The sequence below is a fragment of the Methylobacterium sp. E-016 genome (assembly GCF_022829745.1).
Lineage (GTDB): Bacteria > Pseudomonadota > Alphaproteobacteria > Rhizobiales > Beijerinckiaceae > Methylobacterium.
Window position 1 is genome coordinate 34970 of the sequence record NZ_JAKSYF010000130.1, and the last position, 23042, is coordinate 58011.

At 72.3% G+C, this 23042-nt stretch carries 24 protein-coding genes; 14 read left to right on the forward strand and 10 right to left on the reverse strand.

Going from position 1 to position 23042, the window contains the following annotated elements; genetic code table 11:
- Positions 1-24: 24 nt before the first annotated feature.
- From MKK68_RS18055 to MKK68_RS18065, 3 genes are read right to left on the reverse strand one after another with little or no spacing between them, the layout of a single operon-like run.
- Positions 25-789 carry an ABC transporter ATP-binding protein gene (locus MKK68_RS18055; protein ID WP_244032101.1) on the reverse strand — a complete coding sequence of 255 codons (765 nt, stop codon included), beginning with the start codon at positions 787-789 and terminating at the stop codon, positions 25-27.
- Position 790: 1 nt separating this feature from the next.
- The gene (locus tag MKK68_RS18060) at positions 791-1501 is read right to left on the reverse strand and encodes an ABC transporter permease (protein WP_147727945.1); all 711 of its coding nucleotides are present in this window, start codon (positions 1499-1501) and stop codon (positions 791-793) included.
- A gap of 50 nt (positions 1502-1551) precedes the next feature.
- Positions 1552-2532: an ABC transporter substrate-binding protein gene (locus MKK68_RS18065; RefSeq protein WP_244032110.1), complete on the reverse strand. Its 981-nt coding sequence runs from the start codon at positions 2530-2532 to the stop codon at positions 1552-1554.
- A gap of 196 nt (positions 2533-2728) precedes the next feature.
- Here MKK68_RS18065 and MKK68_RS18070 point away from each other — a divergent pair, with 196 nt between their 5' ends.
- Together MKK68_RS18070 and MKK68_RS18075 are read left to right on the forward strand one after the other, a co-directional pair.
- On the forward strand, positions 2729-3106 hold the full coding sequence (locus MKK68_RS18070; RefSeq protein ID WP_147842313.1) for a 4a-hydroxytetrahydrobiopterin dehydratase: 378 nt from the start codon (positions 2729-2731) through the stop codon (positions 3104-3106).
- A gap of 119 nt (positions 3107-3225) precedes the next feature.
- Positions 3226-3477: an RAG2 PHD domain containing protein gene (locus MKK68_RS18075; protein WP_147727940.1), complete on the forward strand. Its 252-nt coding sequence runs from the start codon at positions 3226-3228 to the stop codon at positions 3475-3477.
- A 12-nt stretch (positions 3478-3489) separates the two neighbouring features.
- Here the strand turns inward: MKK68_RS18075 and MKK68_RS18080 are convergent, their stop codons facing one another.
- The 3 genes from MKK68_RS18080 to MKK68_RS18090 form a co-directional block, all read right to left on the reverse strand.
- Complete coding sequence (locus MKK68_RS18080) at positions 3490-3711, reverse strand: hypothetical protein (RefSeq protein WP_243932129.1); 222 nt, start codon at positions 3709-3711, stop codon at positions 3490-3492.
- Positions 3712-3820: 109 nt separating this feature from the next.
- Complete coding sequence (locus MKK68_RS18085; RefSeq protein ID WP_147842315.1) at positions 3821-4666, reverse strand: metallophosphoesterase; 846 nt, start codon at positions 4664-4666, stop codon at positions 3821-3823.
- Positions 4663-5271: a cation transporter gene (locus MKK68_RS18090; RefSeq protein ID WP_243937514.1), complete on the reverse strand. Its 609-nt coding sequence runs from the start codon at positions 5269-5271 to the stop codon at positions 4663-4665. Before MKK68_RS18090 ends, MKK68_RS18085 begins: the two co-directional genes overlap by 4 nt.
- A gap of 163 nt (positions 5272-5434) precedes the next feature.
- Between MKK68_RS18090 and croR the strand changes: the two genes are divergently transcribed.
- The 9 genes from croR to MKK68_RS18135 all read left to right on the forward strand — a co-directional run bounded on the left by croR (position 5435) and on the right by MKK68_RS18135 (position 14789).
- Positions 5435-5911 (forward strand): 3-hydroxybutyryl-CoA dehydratase, encoded by a 477-nt coding sequence (gene croR, locus MKK68_RS18095; protein ID WP_147727936.1) that lies wholly within the window; start codon positions 5435-5437, stop codon positions 5909-5911.
- Between the two features lie 30 nt (positions 5912-5941).
- Positions 5942-6799, forward strand: coding sequence for a TrmH family RNA methyltransferase (locus MKK68_RS18100; protein WP_244032112.1), 858 nt, complete (start codon positions 5942-5944; stop codon positions 6797-6799).
- Positions 6800-6884: 85 nt separating this feature from the next.
- The gene (locus tag MKK68_RS18105) at positions 6885-8462 is read left to right on the forward strand and encodes a phytoene desaturase family protein (RefSeq protein ID WP_244032114.1); all 1578 of its coding nucleotides are present in this window, start codon (positions 6885-6887) and stop codon (positions 8460-8462) included.
- Between the two features lie 38 nt (positions 8463-8500).
- Positions 8501-8941 (forward strand): DUF2141 domain-containing protein, encoded by a 441-nt coding sequence (locus MKK68_RS18110; RefSeq protein WP_409567267.1) that lies wholly within the window; start codon positions 8501-8503, stop codon positions 8939-8941.
- A gap of 8 nt (positions 8942-8949) precedes the next feature.
- Complete coding sequence (locus MKK68_RS18115; protein ID WP_147858438.1) at positions 8950-9915, forward strand: ABC transporter ATP-binding protein; 966 nt, start codon at positions 8950-8952, stop codon at positions 9913-9915.
- Positions 9912-11111: an ABC transporter permease gene (locus MKK68_RS18120; protein ID WP_244032116.1), complete on the forward strand. Its 1200-nt coding sequence runs from the start codon at positions 9912-9914 to the stop codon at positions 11109-11111. The genes MKK68_RS18115 and MKK68_RS18120 overlap by 4 nt, the downstream gene beginning before the upstream one ends.
- Positions 11112-11220: 109 nt before the next feature.
- Positions 11221-12747 (forward strand): phytoene desaturase family protein, encoded by a 1527-nt coding sequence (locus tag MKK68_RS18125; protein WP_147729536.1) that lies wholly within the window; start codon positions 11221-11223, stop codon positions 12745-12747.
- A gap of 126 nt (positions 12748-12873) precedes the next feature.
- A complete protein-coding gene (locus MKK68_RS18130) occupies positions 12874-13644 on the forward strand; it encodes a lysophospholipid acyltransferase family protein (protein WP_244032138.1) in 771 nt (256 codons plus the stop codon).
- Entirely contained in the window at positions 13644-14789 is a 1146-nt protein-coding gene (locus MKK68_RS18135; RefSeq protein ID WP_244032118.1) for a glycosyltransferase, read from the forward strand. Before MKK68_RS18130 ends, MKK68_RS18135 begins: the two co-directional genes overlap by 1 nt.
- On the opposite strand, the gene cutA is transcribed toward MKK68_RS18135, so the two are convergent.
- Complete coding sequence (gene cutA, locus MKK68_RS18140; RefSeq protein WP_244032120.1) at positions 14768-15100, reverse strand: divalent-cation tolerance protein CutA; 333 nt, start codon at positions 15098-15100, stop codon at positions 14768-14770. The genes MKK68_RS18135 and cutA overlap by 22 nt on opposite strands.
- A gap of 104 nt (positions 15101-15204) precedes the next feature.
- On the opposite strand from cutA, the gene MKK68_RS18145 reads away from it, so the two are divergent.
- Positions 15205-15972: an NAD kinase gene (locus MKK68_RS18145; RefSeq protein ID WP_147726303.1), complete on the forward strand. Its 768-nt coding sequence runs from the start codon at positions 15205-15207 to the stop codon at positions 15970-15972.
- Between the two features lie 10 nt (positions 15973-15982).
- Here MKK68_RS18145 and MKK68_RS18150 read toward each other — a convergent pair whose 3' ends face one another.
- The 3 genes from MKK68_RS18150 to MKK68_RS18160 are packed head-to-tail and all read right to left on the reverse strand — an operon-like array spanning position 15983 to position 21226.
- Complete coding sequence (locus MKK68_RS18150; RefSeq protein WP_244032128.1) at positions 15983-18694, reverse strand: hybrid sensor histidine kinase/response regulator; 2712 nt, start codon at positions 18692-18694, stop codon at positions 15983-15985.
- 44 nt (positions 18695-18738) lie between these two features.
- Complete coding sequence (locus MKK68_RS18155) at positions 18739-19776, reverse strand: HD-GYP domain-containing protein (RefSeq protein WP_147726301.1); 1038 nt, start codon at positions 19774-19776, stop codon at positions 18739-18741.
- Positions 19777-19813: 37 nt separating this feature from the next.
- Complete coding sequence (locus MKK68_RS18160; RefSeq protein WP_147842777.1) at positions 19814-21226, reverse strand: TadE/TadG family type IV pilus assembly protein; 1413 nt, start codon at positions 21224-21226, stop codon at positions 19814-19816.
- Positions 21227-21806: 580 nt separating this feature from the next.
- Here MKK68_RS18160 and MKK68_RS18165 point away from each other — a divergent pair.
- Positions 21807-22364, forward strand: coding sequence for a TadE/TadG family type IV pilus assembly protein (locus MKK68_RS18165; protein WP_244032134.1), 558 nt, complete (start codon positions 21807-21809; stop codon positions 22362-22364).
- Entirely contained in the window at positions 22361-22945 is a 585-nt protein-coding gene (locus tag MKK68_RS18170; RefSeq protein WP_147726298.1) for a TadE/TadG family type IV pilus assembly protein, read from the forward strand. The genes MKK68_RS18165 and MKK68_RS18170 overlap by 4 nt, the downstream gene beginning before the upstream one ends.
- The last annotated feature ends 97 nt before the right edge of the window (positions 22946-23042 follow it).

The following is a 23042-nucleotide window of genomic DNA, read 5'->3' on the forward strand; positions in this document are numbered from 1 at the left end:
CCGGCCCTTCCGCTCGAAGGAACGCTATTCCGCGATGACGCCGGGGAAGCGCTGCGCCAAGTCCTGTCGCGTCGCATCCGCCCAGGCGCGGTCCCGCTGCGGCCGCGGCCGGTCGAGCGGGATGGTGGCGACGAGGCTCGCCGGGCGCGGGGAGAGCAGCAGCAGCCGGTCGGCGACGGCGATCGCCTCGGCGACGTTGTGGGTCACCATCAGCACGCTCATGCCGAGCCGGTCGACGGTGTCGACCACGAGGCCGCGCAGCGAGGCGGCGGCCCCGTCGTCGAGCGACACGAACGGCTCGTCGAGCACCAGGAGCCGCGGGTCGTTGGCGAGCGCGCGGGCCAGCGCCACGCGGCGCTGCATCCCCAGCGACAGCGCGCCCGGATAGCGGCCGCGCCAGGGGGCGAGCCCGAGATGCGCGAACAGCCCGTCGAGGTCGCGCCCGCGCTGCGGCCGCGGCATCGCGAGGCGCACGTTCTGCTCCACCGTCCGCCACGGCAGCAGGCGCGGCTCCTGGAAGACCATGCCCGGCCCGGTCTCCGAGGCGCGCGGATCCGGCACGATGGAGCCGTCGTAATCGGCGTCGAGCCCGAGCAGGATCCGCAGCGTCGTGGTCTTGCCGGCCCCCGAGGGCCCGATCAGGCAGGCGATCTCGCCCGGCCGGATCGCGAAGGCGAGGTCGCGCACCGCCTCCACCGGCTCGGCCGAGGCCGGATGGTAGACCTTTCGCGCGATCGCGACCCTGAGGACCGCGTCGGAACCCGACATCTCGTCGACGGCGGCGGACATCTTATCGCCAGCGGCGGACATGCGCTTCGAGCCGCTGCAGGAGGAGGATGTCGATGGCGATCATCACGCTCATGAACACGATGCTGTAGCCGAGGATCGCGGCGACGTCGGTGCTCTGGACGAAGTAGTAGTTGATCGCGAAGCCGACGCCGTTGGGGCGGCCGAGCAGCTCGATCACCAGCACGATCTTCCAGGCCAGCGACAGGCCGGAGCGCGCCGCGGCCACCACGTAGGGCTGCAGCTGGGGCACCAGCACGTGGGCGACCCAGGAGCGCCGGTCGAACCGGTAGGTCCGCGCCATCTCCTCAAGGCCCGGGTCGAGGTCGCGCGCGCCCTCCCGCAGGATGACCGCGACGTTGGGCAGCTTGTTCAGCACCACGGCCAGGATCGCGGCCGACTCGTTCAAGCCGACCCAGACGTAGGCCAGCACCGTGATCACCAGGGCGGGCGTGTTCAGCATCGCCAGCAGCGGCGTGTCGAGCAGGGTGTTCAGGCGCTTCGAGCGGCCGAGCGCGACGCCGAGCAGCACGCCGAGCACCATCGCGAGCACGAACGAGACGCCGACCCGCGCCAGCGTGATCCCGACATTGGTCCACAGGTCGCCGCGCGCCGATTCCCGGCCGATGAAGGCCGCCACGGTGAGCGGCGTCGGCAGCATCCGCGAGCCCGCGGCTTGTGCCGCAGCCTGCCACGCGGCGAGCAGCACCAGCATCGAGCCGAGACGGGTGAGGATGGCGCGGCGGTTCGAGGCGCTTGCGCGGATCAACCGGTCTTCCCGTCGTAGTACAGGCCCGGCGGCAGGCCGGTGCCGGTGCCGACGAGGCGTTCGCCCCCGAGCCGCGACATCACCGAGAACAGCCGCTCGCCGTCGCTGCGCTCCTCAGCCAGCGGGCGGCGCGGGATGCCGGCAAGGTATTCCCGCTTCAGGGCCTCGAAGATGGCGTCGTCGTCGGCGGCCATCAGCGGGCGCACGATCTCCCAGGCGGAGGGGTCGGCCGCGAGCATGTCCTTGGCCGCGCGCACCGCGCGCACGAACCCGGCCATCGCCTCGGGCTTCTCGGCGACGGTCTGCGCCTCGAACAGGTATCCGATCAGCGCGAACGCGCCCTTCGCGCCGAGCGCGCGCATCATGTCGTCGGCGCCGATCAGCCGGCGGAAGCCCTTGGCCTCGAGGCGTGCGCAGTAGGTCCAGTAGGTGAGCGCGGCATCGAGCGACCCCTGCTCGAGCTTCAAAGCGATCAGGGGCGGTGCGCCGTAGGCGATCTCGGTCTTGGCCTCGATGTCGAAGCCGGCCGCGTCCTGCGCCTGGGCCTTGAGCAGCAGCCAGTTCTTGTCGAGTGGCCCGCCGCCGACGCCGAGGCGCTTGCCTTCGAGATCCTTGAGGGTGTTCACCGGGCTCGCGGCGGGCACCATCACGGCGCCCTCGGAGGTCGAGGCCGGCACGTAGCGCATCGCCCGGCCCTCGTTGCCGAGGCGGGCCGCCCAGAGCAGGTCCCCGACGATCACGTCCATCTGGCCGCCCATGAAGGCGATCCGCGCCGCGTCGTTGCCGGCGAGCTTGACGAGGTCGAGGGTGAAGCCGTTGGCGGCGTCGAGCCCGCGCGCCTTGATCACCGCGGCTTCCCACGCGACCGTGCCGAACGGCAGGCTGCCGAGGCGCACGCTCGGGGCCGCCAGCGCCGGATGCGACAGCACCGGCAGGCCGGCGAGCGCGGCGGCGAGCAATCCGCGCCGTGACAGCATGGCGCCTTCTCCCTGGAGGTCTTGCCGGCCGGTTCGGCCTTGGGCCCGCCCCGGCCGGAGCGGTGAGGCTCCGACGCCGAGGGTGCCGTTGCCGAAAGGTCATAGGGCGCAGCACGCGGCCCGTCCACAACCGCCTTGCGCGGGAGCGGTGGCCGGGGCAGGCTCGAAGGGGACAACCGACATCGGAAGAGAGATCATGGCCGAGCCACGCGAAGGCGCCCTGGACGACGAGACCATCGCCGCTCGGATCGCCGCCGAGATCCCGGCCTGGCGCTACGAGGACGGGTGGATTCGCCGCACCTACAAGACCGCGAGCTGGAAGAGCACGCTGATGGTGATCAACACCGTCGGCCACCTCGCCGAGGCCGCGTGGCACCACCCCGACCTGACCGCCTCCTACGCCTGGGTCGAGGTGCGGCTGATGAACCATGCCGCCAAGGGCATCACCGATAAGGACTTCGCGCTGGCGCGCAAGATCGAGGAGGTCGTCTCCTGGCAGCCGGGCCTCGAGGGCCAGGGCCTGGAAGGGACGCCGACGGACGCACGCTTCGCCTACGTCAAGTACGAGAAGTAGGCCGATCCTCACGACACGCTCATGGCATCGCGCGGCGGTGACGCTCGATTCCTTACGTGGGCGGCTCGATCTTGGCGGTGCGGTTCCGGCAAGGGGCCGCGCCAGCCCCGCGTGAGACCATGCCGAACCTTCGATCCGCCCTCGCCGCCGTCGCCGGCCGCCCGCCCGCCATCCCGGACGCGCCCGCTCTCAGCTTCACCATCGGGCAGGATGCCGGCGGCTGCTGGGTCGCGCTGGAGAGCCACGGGATCGCCGGCGGCCTGTTCCGCAACCGCGACGACGCGCTCCATTACGCCGGGGGCGAGATCCGGAACGGGCGCGGCGAGATCCGCTTCGCCACCGGCCCCATCGCCTTCAAGGCCGGATGCTGAGGCGCCCTGCGGTCACTGCGGGCTCTTCACCCGGCGGCACTCGGTCTTGAGGTAGGAGGTCTTGCCGATCTCCTCGCGCAGGTCCGTGCGGGCGATGATCTCCTGCCAGCCGTTGGTGCAGCCGAGCTCGTTCGCGACGCGGACCTTGCGCACCTCCAGGGCCTTGTCGTCGGTGCAGGCTTCCTGCGCGATCGCGTTGGCGCAGACGAGGACGACGGCGAGGAAGGTGTTCACGGCAAGGGCTCTCCCGCGGGAAGGACGTGGCAGCCCTACGCACGAGCTGCGCAGGAGGTTTCGCGCCGGGCGGCGCGGCGGCGTCGCCTTGCGTCGACCGGGCCGAGCTTCACGCCACGGCGACGACGCGGTCGGCCGCGTAGGTCGCGCCCTCGACCGGGTTCGCCACCCAGCGGCAGCGTCCGATCGTCATGTCGTGCCCGGCATGGAAATGGCCGGACACCCACAGGACGGGCCGCGCGGCGTCGTCGAGCTCGTCGAGCACCGTGGTCGCGTAGAAGGCCGGCACCCACCACGGCACCCCCGGGGCGTCGCGGAAGGCGTCGGCCGCACGCGGGCTCGGGGGATGGTGCGTCACCGCCACCGTCGGCCCGTCGAACGGCTGCGCCAGGGCCGCCAGCAGCCGGCGGCGCTCGGAGGCGTGGGCCGCCATCGCGTCGGCGGGAAGCCAGGCGGTGCCGTCGGCCTTGCGGATCGAGCCGCGGTACTCTCGCGAACCGGTGATCGGGTCGGTCATCCGCTCGGCCGCGTAGCTCACCGGGTCGGCCGGCCGGTCGGGCGCGTCCGCCGCGAGCCAGCGCCCGGCCAGGGACCAGTCGCTCCACAGGGTCGCGCCGACGAAGCGAACCCCATCGAGGACGCACGTGGCGCCGTGCTGCAGCAGGTGGATCCGGGCACCGGCGCCATTCAGGCGCTCGACCTCCCCTGCCAGTGCGGCGAGGAGCTCGGGGGCGGTTCGCGCGTCGCCGGTCGGCGCATAGTGCTCGTGATTGCCCGGCACGAGCACCACCGGTCGGCCGCCGGCCAGCGCCAGCACGGCGGCGAGCCCGCGCTCGGGGTGGCCCTCGTACAGATCGCCGGCGCAGACCATCACGTCGAACGCCCCGCTCGGTGCGGCGATGAGATCGAGGCGGCGGCGCTCGAGATGGAGGTCGGAGATCGGGAAGATCCTCACGGGGGCGGTCCTGCTTCGTGCACGGCGCGGCGCTCGGCGGAGGCCGCGCGAAGGATGTCGCCGGCCGAGTCCGCGTTGAGGATGGCGATCCCGGCCGCGGCGATCAGGTCGGGCCAGGGCGAGGGCTGCAGCGCGGTGGCGAGCCCGGCCGCGATGATCGCCAGGTTGGCGTAGGCGTCGTTGCGGGCCGACAGCCAGGCCGCCCGCGTCAGGCTGCCGGCGCCGTCGCGATGGCGCGACAGCATCAGGGCGCAGGTCAGGTTGACGGCGAGCGCGCCGAGGCCGGTGAGCGTCAACGGAAGCGGCGCCGGCGCGCTCAGGTCCGAAAATTTCTCGTAGGCCGCGTAGGCGGTCGCGAGCGCCGGCACCATCAGGATGCCGGCCATCAGCGTGCCGAGGCGGGCGCGGTTGACTGCGCTCCAGCCGAGGCCGGCGAAGATCAGCAGGTTGATCGCCGCGTCCTCGAGGAAGTCGAGGCTGTCGGCGATCAACGCCACCGAGCCGATCGCCAGGGCGACCGCGATCTCGATGCCGAAGTAGCCGAGGTTCAGCCCCGCGACGCGCGCGACGACGGGGCGGAGCGGGGGGGAGGCGGTGGAGTCCACGCGGGCGACGGTGTCCGTTGACGGGCCGGGCCGCCTCTTCGCCCACCGCGCGCGGGCTGTCGACCCGGCCTCGGCGTTTCCCCCGGCTGGATTCGGCGCCCGACCTGTGCGAGGCGGGGCCGCGGCCGGACCGAATCCGTGCGGCCGGAACGAGGAGTCTCAGATGTTGCCCGAATTGCGCGTTCTCTACTTCGAGGACCTCGAAGTCGGGCTCTCGGAGACCCTGTCGAAGACGATCGCCTCCTCCGACGTGATCGGCTTCGCCGAGATCACCGGCGACCGCAACCCGATCCACCTGTCCGAGCACTTCGCGGCGCGCACGCCCTTCGGCACCCGCATCGCCCACGGCCTCTACACCGCCGGGCTGATCTCGGCGGTGCTCGGCACCCGCCTCCCCGGCCCCGGCGCGGTCTACATCAGCCAGACCCTGAACTTCCGCGCGCCCGTGCGCATCGGCGACACCGTCGACGTGACCGTCGAGGTGGCCGAGCTCGTGCCCGAGCGGCGCCGCGCCCGCCTCAAGTGCACCTGCTCGGTGGCCGGCGAAGTCGTGCTCGACGGCGAGGCCCTGGTGAAGGTGCCGACCAAGGCCGAGGCCGACCCGCTGGCGATCCGCATGGGCGGCCGCCCGCCGGCGTGAGCGGAGCCGGACCCTAGGGCCGCCGACCGCATGTGCGCCGACGCGCGGTCCGTGCAGCCGATCCCGATCACCGATCCGGCCGATCCGCGCCTCGCCCCCTATGCGGCGATGCGCGAGCGTGACCTCGTCGGGCGGGCCGGTCGCTTCATCGTCGAAGGCGAGGTCACGCTGCGGCTGATGCTGTCGCCGCAGGCCCGCTTCCGCACCGAATCGATCCTGTTGCTGCCCGAGCGCGTCGCCGGCCTCGCAGCCGCGATCGAGGCCGGCCCCGGCACGCCGCCGGTCTTCGTCGCCGACCGCGCGGTGATGAGCGCGGTGGCCGGGTTCCCGATCCATCGCGGCGTGCTCGCCGTCGGCATCCGCGGCGACGGCGCGCGTGCGGATGCGGTCGTCCCGCCGGCGCCCGCCCCGGCGCTGGTCGTCGGCCTGGCCGGCTTGACCAACCACGACAACGTCGGCGGCCTGTTCCGCAACGCCGCGGCCTTCGGTGCCGACGCGGTGCTGCTCGACGCCGGCACCTGCGATCCGCTCTACCGCAAGGCGATCCGCGTCTCGGCCGGCGCCGCCCTGACCGTGCCCTTCGCGCGCTTGGATCCCGGCGCCGACTGGCTCGCGACCGCCCGCGCCCTAGCCCTCGAGCCGCTGGCGCTCAGCCCGTCCGGGCGAGAGGACGTCGCCGACCTGACGGCGCCGGCCCGCACGCTGCTGCTGCTCGGCACGGAAGGCCCCGGGTTGCCGGCCGACGTGCTGGCGCGGATGCGCGGCCTGCGCATCGCGATGGCGGCGGGCTTCGACTCGCTCAACGTCGCCACCGCCGGCGCGATCGCCCTGCATCGCCTCTCCGGCGGGGGCCGCGATGCGCGCGACAATGCGCACCCATTGCCTTGACCCCGCGGCGAGCTAGCTTGACAGCAGGTGGACCGGGCGGGAGCCGGTCGTCCGCCGGGTGGTTCTGGTCTGGGAGTCGGGCGCGTTGCTTCAGTCACGGGAGGGCCTGCGGACATTGTCCGGGCGCCGGGTCGTCGTCGTCGGTGCCGGGCCGGGCGGCCTCGCCACGGCCCTGCTGCTGGCGCGCGCCGGCCTTCAGGTCACGCTGATCGAGAAGGACCAGCAGGTCGGCGGCCGCACCAAGACGGTCGAGGCCCCCGGCGGCTACAAGTTCGACATCGGCCCGACCTTCTTTCTTTATCCACAGATCCTGGCCGACATCTTCGACAGTTGCGGCGAGCGGCTGGAGGATCACGTCAAGCTCGAGCGGCTCGATCCGCAGTACCACCTCGTTTTCGAGGCCGGCGGCGAGATCCGCGCCACCGGCGACATGGACCGCCTCGAAGCCGAGATCGCCCGCATCGCGCCCGACGACGCCAAGAACGTCAAGCAATTCTTCGCCGACAACCGGGTCAAGCTGAAGTTCTTCAAGCCGGTGCTGGAGCAGGCGTTCCACACCCTCCGCAGCATGGCGAGCCCGGGGATGCTGCGGGCGCTGCCCCACCTGCATCCCGGCCGCAGCGTCGACCGCGACCTGCAGCGCTACTTCAAGGATCCGCGGGTCCGCCTCGCCTTCGCGTTCCAGACCAAGTACCTCGGCATGTCGCCGTTCCGCTGCCCGAGCCTGTTCACGATCCTGTCGTTCCTCGAATACGAGCACGGGGTCTACCACCCGGTCGGCGGGTGCGGCGCGATCTCGGAGGCGATGGCCGGCCTCTGCCGACGCATGGGCGTCGACATCCGGCTCGGGACCTCGGTCGAGCGCGTCACCTTCGACGGCAAGCGCGCCGACGGCGTGATCGTGGACGGAGAGCGGATCGCCGCGGACGCGGTGGTGATCAACGGCGACTTCGCGCAGGTGATCCAGGATCTCGTCCCCGAAGTGCACCGCCCGCGCTGGCGCGACCGGAAGATCGAGAAGGCGCGCCTTTCGTGCTCGACCTTCATGATGTACCTCGGCATCGAGGGTAAGATGCCCGAGACCCTCGGGCACCACACCATCCTCCTGGCCGAGGACTACGCGCGCAACATCCGCGAGATCACCGACGGCATCCTGCCGATGCAGCCCTCGGTCTACGTGCAGCATGCCGGCTACACCGACGGCGGCATGGCGCCCCCCGGCCATACCGCCCTCTACGTCCTCGTGCCGGTGCCGAACCTGAAGGCGGGGATCGACTGGCCCGCCACCCGTGCGACCTATCGGGCCCTGGTGCTGGAGCGCCTGAAGCTCCTCGGTCTCAACGACATCGAGAGCCGCATCCGCTTCGAGCGGATCGTCGACCCGGTCGAGTGGCGGGACGAGTTCGCGGTCTACGAGGGCGCCACCTTCAACCTCGCCCACGACCTGATGCAGATGCTGTACTTCCGCCCGCACAACCGCTTCGGGCCGGGGCTCTACCTCGTCGGCGGCGGCACGCATCCGGGTTCGGGCCTGCCGGTGATCTACGAGGGCGCGCGCATCTCCGCCCGCCTGCTCATCGAGGAGCTGGCCGGCGCCCGCGTCGCCGAGACCTCCGGCGTGCCCGAGACCGCGGCGCTCGCCACCGGCGGCGAGACCTCGTGAGCGTCGCTGGGCCCCGCACGCTCCGTACGCCGACTCCCATTCCGCATTCCGGCCGCGCCCCGAGGCGCCTCGCGCTCGCCGCGGTGGCCGTCGTCGTCGCCCTGCCGGCGGCGGCGGCCACCGTCGAGGTGGTGGTGGATGGGGCCGACCCCGGCACCTCCGTGTCCGTCGCCCTGTGCCAGGGCGGCCTGTCCGAGGAGGCCTGCAGCCTCGGGCAGGAGCTGACCGCGCGCGGCGGGACGGTGAACGTCGTGTTCCGCGACGTTCCGGCCGGCCGCTACGCCGTCGCGGCGTTCGAGGACGTCAACGGCAACCGCAAGCTCGACCGGACCGGCCTCGGCCTGCCGATCGAGCCCTACGGCTTCTCCGGGGGCGTCGGTCTCAAGGCCCGCCCGACCTTCGCGCAGGCCGCCTTCGACCTGCGCGAACCCGGGACCGCGCTGCGGGTCGGCCTCGCCCGCGCCCTGCCCCGACGCTGAGGCGCCGCGTGACGGAGCCTCTCGTCCGCGTCGCGGGCGCCGCCCTCGCCTATCGCGATCGACGCGTGCTAGATGCGGTCGATCTCGTCCTCGGCGCGGGCGAGATCCTGGCGCTGCTCGGGCCGAACGGCGCCGGCAAGACCTCGCTGATGCGCCTGATCGCGGGGCGCCTCGCGCCGCAGGCCGGAACGGTGCGGGTCGGCGGCCAGGATCCGTTCCGGGTGCGCGCAGCGCGGCGGGCGATCGGCTGGGTGCCGCAGGAGATCGCGCTCTACCCGCGCCTCACCGTCGCCGAGAATCTCGGCGTGTTCGCGCAGCTCGCCGGCATCGGGCGGCGTGAGCGCGCCATGGCCGTGGCGGAGGCCATGGCGCTCACCGACATCGCCGAGGCGGCCGGGCGCCCGGTCGGGCTGCTCTCGGGCGGCTACCAGCGGCGGGTCAACATCGCGGCGAGCCTGATGTGCCGGCCGGCCCTGGTGCTGCTCGACGAGCCGACGCAAGGGGTGGATCTCGTCGCCCGCGCCGCGATCCACGCCGTGCTCGGGCGCCTGCGCGAAGAGGGCACCGCCATCCTGATCGCCACCCACGACTTCGCCGAAGCCGAGCGCCTCGCCGACCGTGCCGCCTTCATGGCCGGTGGCCGCATCGTCCGCGAAGGTACGCTCGCGGACATGCTGGCCGAGCTTCGTGCCGGCATTCCCGAGCGCGAGGTCGCCCTCAGCCTGCCGGCCGGCCCCGCCGCCGACGAGGCCCTGCGCCGCGCCGGGTTCGCGCCCTCGCATACCCCCCTGGTCTGGCGCGCCGCCCCCGGCCTCGCCCGCCCGCTCGACGGCGCGGACCTGCTCGACGCGCTGCGGGCGCAGGCGGTGCCGGCCTACGAGGTCCGCGTGCGCGCGCCCGGCCTCGAGGCGCTCTACCTCGACGCCCTCGACGGCGGCCCCGCGGGCCTGCGCCTGGCCGAGGCCGCGCGATGATCGGCGCCGCCTTCCGCGTGATGTGGATCAGCCTGATCCGCGACCGCGCCGCCCTGACGATGGCCTTCGTGCTGCCGACCGTCATCTTCGTGATCTTCGCCGCGATCTTCTCGGGCGCGATCGGCGACCGCATCCGCATCCATCTCGGGCTCGCCGACCTCGCCGGCACCGCCACCACCGAGCGCCTGATGAAGGCCCTGGAGGCCGACCCGTCGCTCCGTGTCACCCGCCTGCCCGAGCGCGACTTGGCCGGAATCGTCGCCACGGTGCGCCGCGGCGACGTCGACGTGGCGCTGGTGATCCGCAGCGACCTCGCGGCACCGGTGGCCGGTGCGGCGTCCGAGCAGCCGGTGGTGCTGGTCGAGAGCCCGGCCAAGGCGCTCGCCACCCCGATCGCCCTCGGCCAGCTCCAGCGGGTGCTGAACGAGGCGCTGCCCGACGTGGTGCTGTCGCGGGTCGTCGCCGATGTCGAGCGCAGCGGCAAGATCGGCGCCGACGAGCGCGCCTTCCTCGACGGGGCCTTCGCCGAGCAGCGCGCGAAGAAGGAGCCGTTCAGCTTCGCCTCGCTGGTCGAGCGGCGCAGCACCGCGGAAGGCGCCGCCAACGAGCGCGTGCGCTACTATGCCGGTGCGATCACCGCGGTGTTCCTGCTGTTCGCCGCGATGCAGGGGGCGATGTCGCTCACCGAGGAGCGCGCCACCGGCCTCGCCGACCGGCTGATGGCGGGGCCCGGCGGCCTGGGCGTCATCGTGCTGGGCAAGTTCGCCTTCCTCACCGTGCAGGGCGTCGCCCAGGCCGGGCTGATCTTCGCGGCCGCGGCCCTGCTCTACGGCGTCGAGATCGGCCCGCACTGGCCGGCCTTCCTCGTGACCTGCGCGCTGGTCTCGGCGATGGCGGCCGGGCTCGCGCTCGCCGCCTGCGCCGCCGCCGCGACCCGCCAGCAGGCGCACCTCGCCTCGACCTTCGGCGTGCTGCTGCTCTCGGCGGTCGGCGGCAGCATGGTGCCGCGTTTCCTGATGCCGCCCTGGCTGCAGCAGGCGGGCTGGTTCACGCCGAACGCCTGGGCGATCGAGGCCTACCAGGGCGCCCTCGGCGACGGCGCCGCCGCGGCTTTGGCTGCCTGGGGCGTGCTGTCGGCGATCGGGCTGGCCGGGCTCGGGGCCGCCTTGATGCTCGTTTCGCGGCGGACGGCATGACGATGGTGGACCCGGCGCGACCCGGTGGCGCGTTGACCGCCGATCGGTTCTGCCTAGCTTCAATCGAGGGGACGCCGTCGTCGCGGGCGTGCCGGGAGTATCGAACGCCATGAGCCAGGATTCCACGGTCGCCGTCGTCGGCAGCGGGCTCGGCGGCTTGGCCGCCGCCTGCGTGAGCGCGGCGCGCGGACACCGGGTCACGGTCTACGACAAGAACGACTGGCTCGGCGGAAAGGCCGCGGTGCTGCACGAGGGCGGCTTCCGGTTCGACATGGGGCCGACGATCCTCACCGTGCCGCGCGTGCTGGAGCGCATCTTCGCCGAGGCGGGCCGCAACCTGCACGACTATCTCGACCTGCGCCGGCTCGATCCGCAGTGGCGCTGCTTCTTCGACGACGGCACCCGCATCGACCTGATGCAGGACGTCGCCCGCATGGCCGCCGACATGGATCGCTTCGCGCCGGGCGCCGGGAGCGGCGAGGGCTACAGGAAGTTCTTGGAGGTTTCCGAGAACCTGCACCAGATTTCGGAAAAATTCTTCTTCTGGAAGCCGGTGGAGGACCTGTTCGACACGATCAACGTCCGCGCGAACCTCAACCCCGGGACCCTGCGCGACGTGCTCGCGCTGCGGATGCACGCCTCGGTGGCGAGCACGATCCGCGGCAAGGTGAAGGATGCGCGCCTGGCGCAGATGCTCGACCACTTCGTGCAGTATGTCGGCTCCTCGCCCTACGGCGCGCCGGCGGTGCTCTGCGCCATCGCGCACATGCAGACGGCGGAGGGGGTCTGGTACCCGATGGGCGGCACACGGGCCGTCGCCGAGGCGCTGGCCAAGCTCGCGACCGAGCTCGGCGCGACGCTGAAGCCGGGCGAGGAGGTGTTGGGCCTCGACGTCTCGGCCGGCGCGGTGAAGGGCGTGCGGACCAAGTCCGGCACCACCGCCTACGACGCGGTGATCTCGAACATGGATTCGGTGCGGACCTATAAGGAACTGGTCGGCGGCGACGCCGGCAAGGCCTACGCGAAGAAGAACCCCGAGCCGGCCTGCTCTGGCGTGGTGCTCTACCTCGGCCTGAACAAGCGCTACGAGCACCTGAACCACCACGACTTCGTCTTCTCCAAGGACCCCGAGGAGGAGTTCGACTGGATCTACCGCAAGGGCGAGCCGGCCCCGGACCCGACCGCCTACCTCGCGGCGCCCTCCTCCACCGATCCGTCGGTGGCGCCCGAGGGCGGCGAGGCGCTTTACGTCTTGGTCCACACGCCGTACCTGCGCCCGCACCACGACTGGAAGACGATGTTCCCGGCCTACCGGCAGGTGATCCTCGACAAGCTCAAGCGCACGGCCGGCATGCCCGACCTCGAGGAGCGCATCGTCGTCGAGCGCCACCTCACGCCGCAGGACATCCACGAGCGCTACCACGTGCTCAACGGCGCGATCTACGGGCTGGCCTCCCACGGCAAGGTCATGGGCGCGTTCAAGCCGGGCAACCGCTCGCGGCAGGTGCGCAACCTCTACCTCGCCGGCGGCGCCGCCCATCCCGGGCCGGGCATGCCGATGGTGATGATGTCGGGCTGGATCGCCGCCGACGCGCACGACGCCGACGCCCGCGGGCAGCTGCGCGAATCCGCGTGACCGGCGAAGCGGCACCCGGCATCCTGCCGCCCGGTCCGGTCCGGGATTGAACCCATGGCTGATGCGCCCGATCGCAGCCGCCGGTTCCGGGCGCCGCCGCCGGCCTCGCCGGTGGTGTGGCGGTTCATGGTCGCCTACTTCGATCGCTTCCTCCGGCGGCGGATGAACGCCCTGCGCCTCGCACGCTGGGGGGCGGCGCCGGAGCTCGGCCCGGGGCCGGTGGTGGTCTACTGCAACCATCCGGCCTGGTGGGATGCGGCGGTGATCATCCTGCTCGCCGGGCGCCTGTTTCCCGAGCGGTCGAGCTACGCGCCCTTCGACGCGCGGATGCTGGAACGCTACGGCGTCTTCCGCCGGATGGGCGCGTTCGGCGTCGACCTCGACACGCCGCGCGGCGCGGCGCAGTTCATGGCCGCCTCGCGCGAGATCCTGACCCGGCCCGCGAGCGTGCTTTGGATCACCGCCCAGGGGCGCTTCGCCGACGTGCGCAGCCGGCCGCTTGCCCTGCGCGCCGGCGTCGCCCGGCTCGCCGAGATCGCGCCCGACGCGCAGTTCGTGCCGCTGGCGCTCGAATACGCGTTCTGGGACGAGAGCGGCGCCGAGGCCTGCGCGGCCTTCGGCCGACCCGTGTCCGGGCGGACCCTGGGCGATTTGCCCCGCGGCGCGCGCCTCGCGCGGCTGGAGGCCGACCTCACCGCCGTCCTCGATCGCCTGAGCGCCGACGTGATCGCCCGCGATCCGGCGCGGTTTCACGACCTCGCCGCGGGGCGCCAGGGCGTCGGCGGCCTGTACGACGGCTGGCGGCGGATGGCGTCGGCGCTGCGTGGGCGGCGCTTCGAGGCCGGCCACCGGGCCGCGGCCGGGCGGGAGACCCGGGCCGAGAAAGCGCAGCGCTGATGGTCGACCTCGTGCTGCCCGCCCTCGCGATCCTGGCGCTCGCGGCCGCGCTCCTGCCGGCCGTCCTCGCCGCGATGAACCTGACGCTGCTGCGCACGCCCGAGCCGGACGGGCCGGAGGCGGGCCTCGTCTCGATCCTCATCCCGGCGCGCAACGAGGCCGCCCATATCGCGGCGACCGTTCGGGCGGCGCTCGCCGGCGTCGGCGTCGCCGTCGAGGTGCTGGTCGGCGATGACCACTCGACCGACGCCACCGCCGAGATCGTCGCGGGCATCGCCGCCGGCGAGCCGCGCCTTCGCCTCGTGCCTGTGCCGCCGCTGCCGGAGGGCTGGACCGGCAAGAACCACGCCTGCGCCCACCTCGCCGGCGAGGCACGCGGCGCGCACCTGCTCTTCGTCGACGCCGACGTGCGGCTCAAGCCGTTCGCGGCGGCCGGCCTTGTCGCCCATGCCCGCCGCACCGGATCGGGCCTCGTCAGCGCGGTGCCGCGGCAGGTGATGGGCACGCTCGGCGAGAAGCTCACCGTGCCAATGATCAACTTCCTGCTCGTCGGCTACCTGCCGGTGGCGATGATGCGCGCCTCGATGCGCCCGGCTTTGGGCGCGGCCTGCGGGCAGCTCCTGCTGATCAGGCGCGACGCCTACGCGGCGATCGGCGGCCACGGCGCCATCCGCCGCTTCCTGCACGACGGGGTGAAGCTGCCCCGGCTGCTGCGCGCGGCCGGACACCGCACCGACCTCGTCGCCGGGCACGCGCTTGCCGATTGCCGGATGTATACGGGATTCTCGCAGTGCTGGGCCGGGTTTTCGAAGAACGCCCACGAGGGCATGGCGACGCCGGTGGCGCTGCCGGTCTGGACCGCCCTGCTCGGCCTCGGCCACGTCCTCCCGCCCGTGCTGGTGCTGGCCGGCCTCCTCGGCGGCCTCGACGCCGCGACCTGGTTCCTGGCGCTCGCGGCGCTCGCCGTCTCGCTGGCGACCCGCACGGCGATCACCCTGGTGACCGACGAGCCGGCCGCGACCATCCCGCTCCACCCCGCGGCGGTCGTGGTCGCGCTGGCGATCCAGTGGAACGTGCTGCTGCGCCGCAAGCGCGCAGGCGCCGCCGTCTGGAAGGGCCGCAGCTATCCGACCGGCGGCGCCTGAGTCTCCGAGAGGATCCACGCCGCCGTCGTCGCATCCGCCTCGGCGACCGCGAGGTGCAGGACGATCGGCGTCTCGTAGGGATGGCGCGCCTTCAGGGCCGCGGCAAGGGTGTCCGACAGGCCCGTGCGCGTCTTCACGATTGCGACGACCTCGCTGCCGTGCTCGATCGCGCCCTTCCAGGCGTAGACCGAGCGCATCCCGGGCAGCACGTTGACGCAGGCGGCGAGCTTGTCCCGCACCAGCGTCTCGCCGACGGCGAGCGCCGTCTCGGCATCGGGGAACGTGGTATAGACGAGGAGCGGACGCTCCATGCTATGGCTCTCTGAACGACTGGGCGCACGCACGAAGCATGGTGCACGCGCACGATTGAGCCCCGCTCCGGCTCCGCGTCAACTCAGGTGGGTCCGGGTCACGCATGCCGCGCTTCCACAAGGTCGCCTTCGTCGCGAGCCCGACGCCCGACGCCCGCGAGGCGGCCGCCGCCTTGATGCGGCGCTACGACCACGTCGCGCCCGAGGAGGCCGACGTGGTGGTCGCCCTCGGCGGCGACGGCCTGATGCTGCAGGTGCTCCACCGCTTCATGGACGCGAAGAAGCCGATCTACGGCATGAACCGCGGCACCGTCGGCTTCCTGATGAACGAGTTCCGCGAGGACACCCTCCTGGAGCGCCTGGAGGCCGCGCATCGCAGCGTCGTCCACCCGCTGCTGATGGAGGCGCACGACACCGAGGGGCGCAGCCACCGCGCCCGCTCGATCAACGAGGTCTACCTGCTGCGCCAGACCCACCAGACCGCCAAGCTCAAGATCTCGGTCGACGGGCAGGTGCGGCTGCCCGAGCTGATCGCCGACGGGGTGCTCGCGGCCACCGCGGCCGGATCCACCGCCTACAACCTGTCGGTCGGGGGCCCGATCCTGCCGCTCAACGCCAAGCTCCTGGCGCTGACGCCGATCTCGGCGTTCCGGCCCCGGCGCTGGCGCGGCGCGCTGCTGCCGGACCACGCCCACATCCGGATCGAGGTGCTCGACGCCGAGCACAGGCCCGTCGCGGCGGTGGCCGACCACACCGAGTTCCGCCGGGTGTCGATGGTCGACACCTGGCTCGACCGGGAGACCGATCTCGTGCTGCTGCACGACCCCGGCCACAGCCTCGACGAGCGCATCCTGCGCGAGCAGTTCGGCTGAAGGCGCTCGCCTACGCAGCGAGATCCCTGCGCGCCCCGTAAGCGGCGAGCGCGCACAAAGTCTCCGTGAACGCCGCGCGGATCTCCGCCATCTGCCCCGCATCGGGGATGGTGCCCGAACTCCGAGCCCCGCCCTCGACCGCGGCGAGCAACCCGACCAGCCGCGTCGCGCCGATGTTCGCGCTCATCGACTTCAGGCCGTGGGCGGCGCTGGCGACGGTGCCGGCTTCGCCTCCGGGGATCGCGGCTTCCAGCGCGGTCAGCGCCGCCGGCGCCTGCCCGGTGTAGAGGCCGAGCACGCGCGCCAGGAAGGCGCCGTCGCCCATCTCGGCGAGGCCTTCGAGGGTTTCGCTGTCGAGGAGCCCCGGGGCGGAAGGCTGGTCCGAGCCTGCTTCGTCGAAGGCGTCCACCCGGGACGCAAGCGTGTCCGCGCCGGGCGCGTCGGTCGCGACGAAGCGGCCGAGCACCTGCGCGAGCTGGGCCAGGGTGAAGGGTTTTGCCAGCGTCCCGTCCATGTCGGCGTCCTGCCACGCGAGCGCGCCGTCGCCGATCACGTGCGCGGTCATCGCGACGATCGGCAGGCGGGCGGCGCCGGTCTCGGCCTCGCGGCGGCGGATCGCGCGCGTCGCCGCGAACCCGTCGAGGACCGGCATGCTGCCGTCCATCAGGACCAGATCGAAATGGGCGGCCGCGCTCGCGGCCACCGCCTGCGCGCCGTCCCCGACGGTGATCACGTCCGTCACGCCGCAGCGCGCCAGCGCCTCGATCGCGACCTCCAGGTTCACGGCGCTGTCGTCGGCGACGAGCACGCGGGCCTGAGGGAAGCGCGGCAGGGCGTCGGCGGAGGTAGTGGAACGCGGCGCGTTCGCGGCGAACGGGCGGTCGGCGGCGAGCGCTGCCAGCACCGGCCGCCACTCCGCCTGCACCACGGGCCAGCGCAAGACCTCGTCGGCGAGCCCGGCGCGGAGCGCCTGCTGACCGGCCGGATCGCCCATCGGCGCCACCGCGACCACCCGCAGGGCCGCGTCCGGGCGGAACCCGTGCGCGAGCAGCTCGGCCGCATCCATGATCCAGGATGCGCGGTCCGGCGCGGTGTCCGCAAGCGGGGCGAGGTCCGCCTCGACGAGGCCCGCCGCCAGCGCCACGCGTGTCGCACCGCCGAGGCCGGCGAGCACGACGCCCTTCGGCGCCTCGGCCGACCGGCGGATCGTCTCGGCCGTCTCCGGCGCTTCGATCGGGATCCGCGCCCAGAAGGTCGAGCCCTCGCCGACGCGGCTCTCGAGGCCGACGCCGCCGCCCATCGCCGCGATCAGGCGCTCCGCGATCGAGAGGCCGAGGCCGGTGCCGCCGAAGCGGCGCGTGGTCGATTGGTCGGCCTGGGTGAAGGCGGTGAACACCCCGGCGATCTTGTCCTGCGGAATGCCGATGCCGGTGTCGACGACGGCGATCTCCAGCATCCGCCCGCCGTCGCAGGTCCTCATGCGGACGAGGACGTGGCCCGCTTCCGTGAACTTGAGGGCGTTGGAGACGAAGTTGCTGACGACCTGGCCGAGGCGCACCGGGTCGCCGACCATGCCGGCGGGCACGTCCGCGCCGATCTCGGCCGCGAGGTCGAGCCCGGCCGTGCGGGCGCGCTCGCCGAACAGCGTGACGACCGAGTCGGCGATCTCGGCCGGGCTGATCGTGGTGCGCTCCAATTCGAGCTTGCCGGCCTCCACCTTCGCGAAGTCGAGGATGTCGTTGATGATCGCCAGCAGCGATTGTCCCGAGCGCGCGATCACCTCGGCGTAGCGGCGCTGGCGCGGCGGCAGGTCGGTGGCGGCCAGGAGCTCGGCCATCACCAGCATGCCGTTCATCGGCGTGCGGATCTCGTGGCTCATGGTGGCGAGGAAGGTGGATTTCGCGGCGTTGGCGGCGTCCGCCTGCTCCCGCGCCTCGCTGAGATCGTGGGTCCGCACGCGGACCTCCTCCTCCAGCCCGGTGCTGTAGGCGGCGAGCTGCCGGTCGCGGACGTTCACCGCGCCGAGCAGGTCGTTGAAGGTCTGGGCCAGGGCCCCGACCTCGTCGTCGGTGGTGACGTCGGCCCGTCGGCTGTAGTCGTGGCGCGAGCGCACCGCGTCCATGGTGCCGGCGAGCGCGGTCAGCGGCCGCGTCACGGCGCGCTGGAGCCTGAGCGAGACCGCGAGGCCGACGGCCACCGCGACGAGGCCGGCGAGCAGCGCGTTGAGCGCGACGCCGCCGAGGCGGTCGGCGAGGTCGCCGGTCTCGGCCACCACCACGACCCGGCCGATCTCGCGCTGGTTCTCCAGCACCGGCTCGCCGACCTTAAGGGTCCGGGTGAGGAGCAGAGCGAGGAGCGACGGCTGCTCGGCGGCGTCGAGGTCGAGGTCGTTCGACAGCCTGAGCCCGATGCCCTGCTCGCCGAGGATGCTGCCGTCCGGGCGAATCAGCGCGGCGTAGACCAGCGAGGGGTTGCGCGCGATCGCCCGAAGGGTGGTGTCGGCCGCATCCGCGTCGTCGCTCGCGATGGCGCCGGCGCCGCTCTGCGCGAGCACGCGCGCGACCGTGCGCAGGGCCTCGCGCTTGTCGGCGGCGTAGCGGTCGACCTCGCGCCAGACCGAGAGCGTGGTCGCGACAAGGAGCGCTACCGCGACGGCGCCGACGACCGCCCAGGCGACCCGGCCCGCCAGGGACCGCCGCGGGTCCAGTGCCTTCCAACGCATCGTGCCCCGGCCTTCCTTCGAACGTCGCATCCGATCGCCTCGGCTCACGCGGCTGCGCGCAGCCATTGCCGCTCGACCTCGCCCCAGCCGGCCAGGAACGCCGCGACGCAGGCCGGGTCGAAGTGTGAGCCTGCGTTGTCGGACAGGAGCGCCCGCGCCTTCTCGAGCGACCAGGCTTCCTTGTACGGCCGCTCCGAGACCAGGGCGTCGAACACGTCGGCCACGGCGACGATGCGGCCCGACAGCGGGATCGCCTCGCCGGCCAGGCCCGCCGGATACCCGGTGCCGTCCCAGCGCTCGTGGTGGCTCGCGGCGATCTCGGCGGCGAGCTGAACCACGTTCGAGGTGCTGCCTTCGAGGATGCGGCGGCCGCGCTCGGCGTGCTTCTCCATCTCGCTGCGCTCGTCGACCGAGAGCGCGCCCTGCTTGAGCAGGATCGCGTCGGGCACGCCGATCTTGCCGACGTCGTGCATCGTCGAGGCGAGGCTCAGGAGGCGGCAATATTCGGCGTCGAAGCCGAGGTTCTTCGCGATGATGCCGACATAGGTCGAGACCCGCGCGATGTGGTTGCCGGTGTCGGTGTCGCGGTGCTCGGCTGCGCGCATCAGGAGGTCGATGATCTCGCGCTCGCGCGCCTCGATCACCGAGACGGCGGCGGCGACCTCGCGCGCCAGCCACGCCGCGCGGTCCTGCTCCTGACGGTGGGCGTGGCTGATCTTCATCAGGTTGCCGACGCGCGCCCGGATCTCGGCGGGGTCGAACGGCTTGCCCAGGAAGTCGGTGGCGCCGGCATCGAGCGCCTGACGGCGGATCGTGCGCTGGTCCATGCTCGTCACCATGACGATCGGCACGTGCGCGAAGCCCGCCACGCCCCGCGCGGCCGCGATGAACTCGAGCCCGGTCATCCCCGGCATGTCGTAGTCGGTGATGGCGATGCCGATGCGCTCGACGTTGTCGCGCAGGAACGCCAGCGCCGCGACGGGGCAGGTGAACTCGACCGGCTCGCAGTCGGGCACGGGCTTCAGCGCCTGGACGACGAGCAGGTTGTTGAGTTCCGCATCATCGAGGATCAGCGCGAGCATGAGGCTCCATCCCGTCGGCGGTGAAGTGGGCCCGTCGTCATTGCGTCAGCAGCAGCCGGCCGGAGACCGGGCCGACGCCCTTCGGCACCGGCACGCTCGTCGCGCCGTAATTCGCGTTGAGGACGAGGTTCGGGCCTTCGTAGAGGTTGATCTGCTGGGCCACGATCACGGTGTAGGCCGACTGGTCGGCCACCGGCCTGGATGCGTCGATCACCAGGCGGCCCGCCGGCAGGTAGATCGTGCCGAGCATGGTGCGGGCGTTGTCGCTGATGATGCGGTAGGTCCGCACCGGCTTGGTGAAGGCGAGCGGCGGCGGCGTCGGGCTGATGATGTCCCCGAGCAGGGTGTCGACGAGCGCCGTCGGATCGATCGGCAGGATGACCCCGCGATCCTCCGACAGCAGCAGGCCGGCCATGATCCCGGTCGTGGGGGCGGTCAGGCTGATGGTGGTCTTCTTGTCGAAGACCAGGCCGCCGTTGTTCCCGGTGAAGTAGAAGGCCACGTCGGTGCCGGTGAGCGTCGCCTTCTTGTCGACGACGAGCGGACCGTCCTTCATCACGTAGATGCCAGGCTTCAGCGTGACGACGGCGTCCTTGGTGATGTGCAGGCCGGCGCAATAGGTGCCCGGCTCCAGGGTGATGTCTCTGTCGATCGTCTTGATCGCGAGCACGTTGAGCAGGTTGAGCGGGAACGGCAGCGTCGCGCAGGCGCCGATCGGCGGTGCGGCGCGATCCTTCAGGGGATCCTCGATCACCGGGCACCCGGTCTGCGGCGTCGGGCTGAAGTTCGCGCGCACGCCGAGGTAGCCGCCGGCCGAGCAGATCGTCTGCGCCTTGGCGATCGCGTTGTCCTGGCCCACCATTCCCGTTCCCGAGACGGAGTTCGAGTAGAGGGCGCAATCGGTGGCGGTGACCTGCGCGTTCTTCTGCAGGTTGAACGCGCCGGCGGCGAAGGGGTCGAGCGCCAGCATGCACAGGCGCATCCGACCGACGACGCTCGCCTGCGCCTTCACCGCGAGCTTGGCGGCGGGCATCCCGACGAAGCTGCCGAAGGACAGATTGTAGCTCTCGGCGGCGATCGCCGCGACGTTGGTCTTGTCGGGCGCGACCGTGACCTGCACGGTCAGCGGCCGGTCCGGCGGCGATTTCGCCTCCGATCGCACCGTCTGCTCGGTGACGCCGACCACCGCGGCGGTGCTCGACAGGGCAAGCTTGAGGGCGTTGCCGCCGGCGAGCGCTCCGGCGTCGACGGCGGCCTGCAACTGGTTCCGCCGGGCCGCGAGGCGCGCATAGTCGACGCCGCCGCCGACGAGGCCGAGCAGCACCGTCGCGCAGAGGCAGAAGATGACGGCCACGGCGCCGCGTCCGTCGGCTCCGAACGCCCGGAAGCGAGACGCCGCGGACGCGAACGCCACGCCGCCGCGATGCCCCGTTCGCCACCCGCTCCCCATCCCGACCGCCTCCTCGGCCCATCTTGAACCGACGGGTCTACAGGCTTCGGATTAATGAAAGGCCCTCTCGATCCGATCGGATGGAGGCGGGCGCAGAGTGATCGCGTCTGGCGTGCAGGACTCGATGAAAACAATCAAGGATTGAATTTTAAGGGTCGATGCTCGTCTCCGGACGAGGACCGTTGCAGGATCGAGCCTGAATCTACATCTACAGGTAGAAATTTGCGGCGGCCTGTCGACGACATCGACCGTAGCGCCCGGCCGGCATCGAATATCGGTATTACCCCAGGTTGTAGGCCTGTTCGCCGCTCGGATCGCGTCGTCGCCGCTGCGATTGCCTTGCCCGGCCTCAGGAATTTTAAAGCTCTACCACCGTAGACTGCGGTCCATTCGGGGTAGGACCGGGCCGACGATCGGCGATCCGATGCCCTTCAGGCCGAGAATGCGTCGGACGCCCAGGACACGCTGCACGTTGCCGATCGATCGGCCCGGACCCGTCGGCTCGATCGCCGTTCGCGCTGCGGATCTCCGGGCGTGGCTTCGCCGCGCATCGGTTCACGCATGGGCGCGGGTCCGGTTCGTGTCCGCGGCGGCTCCGATCCGGGCGGGCCTGCTGGCCGACCGTCGGGGCGTCGCCGCCGTCGAGTTCGCGATGCTGGCGCTGCCCTTCATCGCCCTGCTCGGCGTCGTCGCCGAATCCGGCGTGGTCGTGCTGGCCCAGCAGACCCTCGACATGTCCGTCGACCGGGCCTCGCGCCTGCTGCGGACGGGCGAGTTCCAAGACCGGGCCGACGGCTCGGATCCGGCACAGCGCCTGCGGCAGCTGATGTGCGGCAATTCCAGCCTGTTCTTCGCCTGCCGGGACGTCCGCCTCGACGTGACGCGGGCGGATACCTTCAAGGGCTCGCAGGTGTCCGAGCCCTACGACACACAGACCAAGACCGTCTCGCAGAGTTTCGGTACCCAGTTCCAGTGCCCGACGGGGGACGACGTGATCGCGATCCGCGCGGCCGTCCCGATCCTGCGGCTGTTCGCGTTCCTCGACTTCACCGGGCGTCGCCTCGCCGACAACCGCCAGCTCCTCGTCTCGACCGTGATCTTCCGGGCGGAAGCCTACGACGCGAAGCCCTGCCAATGACGGCGGGCCGGGGCGGCCTCGGGCGGTTCGCGCGTGCGGAAGGCGGCGTCAGCGGCGTCGAGTTCGCCTTCATCGCCCCGATCCTGGTCCTGATGTTCATGGCCTCGATCGAGCTTCCGCGCGCGATCACCACGGGGCGCCGGGTCTCGCTCGCGGCGACGACGATGGCGGACCTGATCTCGCGCGCCGACGTGACCGACATCGCCGACGTCTACGCCGCCGCACAGGCCGTCTCGAGCCCGTACGACCTCGGCCGTGCCGGGATCGTGCTCACCGCCGGCGGGATCTACCTCGACGGGTCGACCCCCGTGGCGAAGGTCTGCTCCAGCGTCGCGCGCAACGACACGCAGCGCGCGGCCGGCTCGACGATCGGCCCCGCGCCGGCCGGAACGGCAAGCCCCGGGGACCGCCTGGTGATGGCCGAGCTGCGCCTGCCCTACACCGCCGTGTTCGGCGTCTTCCCCGTCCTGAACCGCTGGACGTTCGTGGTCAGCAAGACCTGGCCGGTGCGGGCCGGCAAGACCTATCTCGGCCGCGAGGAAGTCGTGCTGCCCGGCGGAAAGCCCTGCGCGGCATTCTGAACGAAGACGCATCGCGCGCGCCGCGATGATCGAGCGGGAAGGCGCGGCCCACACGCACGAGGCGCGACGGCCGGCTCGATCATGAAAGGCCGCGATT